Genomic DNA, 2,463 nt, shown 5'->3' with positions numbered 1-2,463 from the left:
CGTCGCGTGTGGACTCGGGCATGGTGTGGTCCAACGGCATACGCGATTCCTCCCCCGGCCCTCCGACACCGCTGACGCGGGCACGAAGGTAACACCGAAGAGGGCGCGCGAATCGGTGGCCCATTACCCGGGACGGGACTTCGCCTGAGGTTTCTCCGGTGAATTACCGAAGGTCATGGGTGTGCTTCGGAATCGGTGGGGTTGTTTCTGGAACCCGTTCCACCCGAGTGGCGTTCCGGTTGTTTCCGCGACGGTTCTCCTGGAGCCGTCCGGATATTCTCCTCCCGTTTCCCTGACACCGGGGCCAACCGTTGACGTGGGGTTCCGTCACGCCCTCCTCAGAGCCAGGGGGCCGGGTACTCCTCGCCGGTCTCCGGGTCGCGGAGGAGCCTGCCGGGAGGCCTGCGCTCCTCTCGGGCGATGTTTCCGGCCCCGTCCAGTTCGCGGATGATGACGCGGTTGCCCAGGGCGTCGTGGACGGTCTCGCGCAGCAGCCGTCCCCGTTCGTCCCACTCGTGCCAGGGACCCACCGGACCGTGGGGGTACCGGGTGATGCCCTGGACGACGAGTTTGCCGCCGGAGGACCAGGTCAGGGTGGGGCCGTCCTCGACGCCCTCCACGAAGGTGTGCATCTCGACCCGGCCCCTGCCGTCGCGGGTGACGGCCTCACCGGTGTGGGGCGCGCCTCCGAACAACACCAGTCGGCCGACCCCCTCCACGTCGCCGACGGTGAGGTCGGCGACGTCCGGTACGACCAGGAACTCCTGGTGAGCCGGGTGTTCCATGGCCGTCGACACCCGCAGTTTCTGCCAGGCCAGGAACACCTTCCTCCCCGTCTCGGGATCGAAGGACCTGAACAGCCTCCCGTGACGTTCCTCGCTCACGAGTCGGCCGTCGGGTCCCCACGTCCGGATGACACGCTGGTTCCCCGCCACGTCGCTGATCTCCTCCAGCGTGAGCGCGCCAGCGGAGTCCCAGCGGTGGAGCGCTCCGACGGGCATGCCGCCGCCGTAGACGCACCCCAGGGCGGTGACCTGTCCGTTCCCGCTCCAGGAGGCGGAGGGCCCCTCCATGAGGCCGTCGACGAAGACCTGCGAGCGCACCTCCTCCTCCGTGACCGTGACGGCGTTCCCTGTGAAGGGGGATCCGTTCAGGAGGGCGGTGTCGTCCTCGGTGAATTCGAGGAGCTCCTGGCTGATCGTGTTCATCGTCGTCCGGCCGGGGTCCAGTCAGGGTGTACGGGCTCTGGGAAGTTCCTGCCGTAGAGGGGATCGTTGGGCAGGTGGACGTTCTTGCCCGCCCGGGGAGAGGGAGCTCCGTAGGTCAGGCGTGTGCAGTTGGCGCAGCACGGGCAGAAATCCCGTTGCCTCTCGTTCGTTTTGAGCGTGAAGACGGTGTCGATCTGGAAATCGGTCATCTCCGCTTTCGGGTCCGCGTTGAGCAGCGTGTTGATCGCCTTGATCTCGGCGTGGCGGAGGGGTGAGTCCTTCATGGGGTAGTCCCTCGGCCTGCCCACGGGCTTACCGTCCCTGTCGTAGGAGCGGTAGCCTCCGGGTTTCCTCATGTCGTTCATCCTCCTCCCGATGATCTCGTGGACCCTGGCGTGCGGGATGCGGGACGCGGTGTCCCCGTTGACCCCCTCGGAGACGGCGCCGGTCTTCCGGTTGATGACGACGGCGCTCACCGCCCCGCTCACTCCCCCGATATCGTCCTGGTGCAGCGGGGAGAGGCCGTGGGACCTCAACTCTTCCCTCGACCCGGGGGAGGGGTCGGTGAGGTCGGCGATCGCCCTGGCCCGCTCGTCGAGTAGCTCCTTCTGGTAGTCCCGGAGCGATATCCGTTTCGGCGGCTTACCCGCTTCCGTCTGCGGCAGGGTGATCCTGGTGATGTTCCCGTCCTGGTCCCTTTCCGCGATGTTCGCCGCGGGAACGTATCCGATGATTCTTCCCTCGTTCGGGTTACTCGCGAAGCGGTGGTCATCCCGGGGCGAGCTCCGGAAGTCGAAGATACTGGGCCCGTTGTCCCGGCTGTCCTGGGCCGGGGTGGAGCCCTCCCCGGTACGCTCGTCGGTCGCCGTGGGCGGGGCGGCGGACCGCGGGGGCGTCGCGATGGCGGGAGCCTGTTGGTTTCCCCCGGTCGCCGGGCGTTGGTTGGTGCCTCCTCCGAAGAGTCGTTGGGGGGTGTTGTCTCCCCATGCGGAGCGCGGGGGTGTACTGGCGGGCGGCGGGTCGTTCCTCCCGGGGCCGGTGGGCGCGTCCGAGGGCGGTTGGCCGCTGGTTCGCGGTGCGGTCCGTTGGTTTCCCCCGGTCGCCGGGCGTTGGTTGGTGCCTCCTCCGAAGAGTCGTTGGGGGGTGTTGTCTCCCCATGCGGAGCGCGGGGGTGTACTGGCGGGCGGCGGGTCGTTCCTCCCGGGGCCGGTGGGCGCGTCCGAGGGCGGTTGGCCGCTGGTTCGCGGTGCGGTCC

Annotated in this window: 3 protein-coding genes; 1 reads left to right on the top strand and 2 read right to left on the bottom strand. The window is 68.5% G+C overall.

Going from position 1 to position 2,463, the window contains the following annotated elements:
* Nucleotides 1–338: 338 nt before the first annotated feature.
* Nucleotides 339–1,208: a toxin-antitoxin system YwqK family antitoxin gene (locus D455_RS0128395; RefSeq protein ID WP_017574038.1), complete on the bottom strand. Its 870-nt coding sequence runs from the start codon at nucleotides 1,206–1,208 to the stop codon at nucleotides 339–341.
* Nucleotides 1,205–1,564: a hypothetical protein gene (locus D455_RS31975; RefSeq protein WP_040685193.1), complete on the bottom strand. Its 360-nt coding sequence runs from the start codon at nucleotides 1,562–1,564 to the stop codon at nucleotides 1,205–1,207. The genes D455_RS0128395 and D455_RS31975 overlap by 4 nt, the downstream gene beginning before the upstream one ends.
* A gap of 19 nt (nucleotides 1,565–1,583) precedes the next feature.
* On the opposite strand from D455_RS31975, the gene D455_RS31970 reads away from it, so the two are divergent.
* Nucleotides 1,584–1,823 carry a hypothetical protein gene (locus D455_RS31970; RefSeq protein WP_152487176.1) on the top strand — a complete coding sequence of 80 codons (240 nt, stop codon included), beginning with the start codon at nucleotides 1,584–1,586 and terminating at the stop codon, nucleotides 1,821–1,823.
* Nucleotides 1,824–2,463: the final 640 nt, after the last annotated feature.

The sequence above is a fragment of the Nocardiopsis halotolerans DSM 44410 genome (assembly GCF_000341065.1).
Lineage (GTDB): Bacteria > Actinomycetota > Actinomycetes > Streptosporangiales > Streptosporangiaceae > Nocardiopsis > Nocardiopsis halotolerans.
The sequence above is the reverse complement of the archived record's forward strand: the minus strand, read 5'-3'. Positions and strand labels throughout refer to the sequence as shown.

Coding starts and splice junctions, on each gene's coding strand:
- D455_RS0128395 (WP_017574038.1), bottom strand. CDS start 1,208: ATGAACACGATCAGCCAGGAGCTCCTCGAATTCACCGAGGACGACACC.
- D455_RS31975 (WP_040685193.1), bottom strand. CDS start 1,564: ATGAGGAAACCCGGAGGCTACCGCTCCTACGACAGGGACGGTAAGCCC.
- D455_RS31970 (WP_152487176.1), top strand. CDS start 1,584: ATGATCTCGTGGACCCTGGCGTGCGGGATGCGGGACGCGGTGTCCCCG.